This window comes from Aeromonas sp. QDB23 (assembly GCF_027707745.1).
Lineage (GTDB): Bacteria > Pseudomonadota > Gammaproteobacteria > Enterobacterales > Aeromonadaceae > Aeromonas > Aeromonas allosaccharophila.
In genome coordinates this window covers 1-577 of record NZ_JAPCJA010000184.1, presented here as the reverse complement: position 1 = coordinate 577, position 577 = coordinate 1, and the positions used below count along the sequence as shown (strand labels likewise).

Annotated in this window: 1 protein-coding gene; it reads right to left on the bottom strand. The window is 52.9% G+C overall.

All coding sequences use genetic code 11. From position 1 onward, the window contains the following. Positions 1–493, bottom strand: a 493-nt coding sequence (locus PG888_RS23095) for a tyrosine-type recombinase/integrase (protein WP_333563465.1), incomplete at its 3' end; no start/stop codon positions are given. Between the last annotated feature and the right edge of the window lie 84 nt (positions 494–577).

Sequence of the window (577 nt, the reverse complement as noted above, 5' to 3'; positions counted from 1 at the left end):
ATCTCTGCATGACAGCAGGAGTTGCCAGTAATGCGTCGACATCGAATTCGCTTTCTGTGTTTTTATCTTCAGTTTTTTGATTACAGCTCGGCACAGTAACTTGAGCCTGCTGACCAGCCATACAGGCATTAAATACCGTGTCAGCCCTACCCCTATAATCAGGGGCGTCCTCCATCAACCACTTGCCATAATGGCGTACCACCATTTCCGTACCGGTGTGCCCCATCTGACGGGCTATCCACTCGATGCTGATCCCCGCCGAGAGCAGTTGGCTTGCATAGGTGTGCCGAAATTGAGATGGCCCCCGATAACGCACCCCAGCAGCCTGACAGAACGGCCTGAAAAACCGCTCACGGAACTCATCAACCGAGGCATAACTGCGCCTTTTGGCGCTGTAGTAAGCCAGCAGGGTGCGTTGTTCACTCATCTGAGTGCGATTGTCCGACCTCGTGACCGTAATCTTCTTAGCCTTACGATGCTCCGCTAGCCTCATCAGGGTCTTGAGAGATCCAACAGCCTGTTCTGACAGCTCTATCGTGCGAATAGATCCCCTGGTTTTGGGCGTTTTGTACTGCCC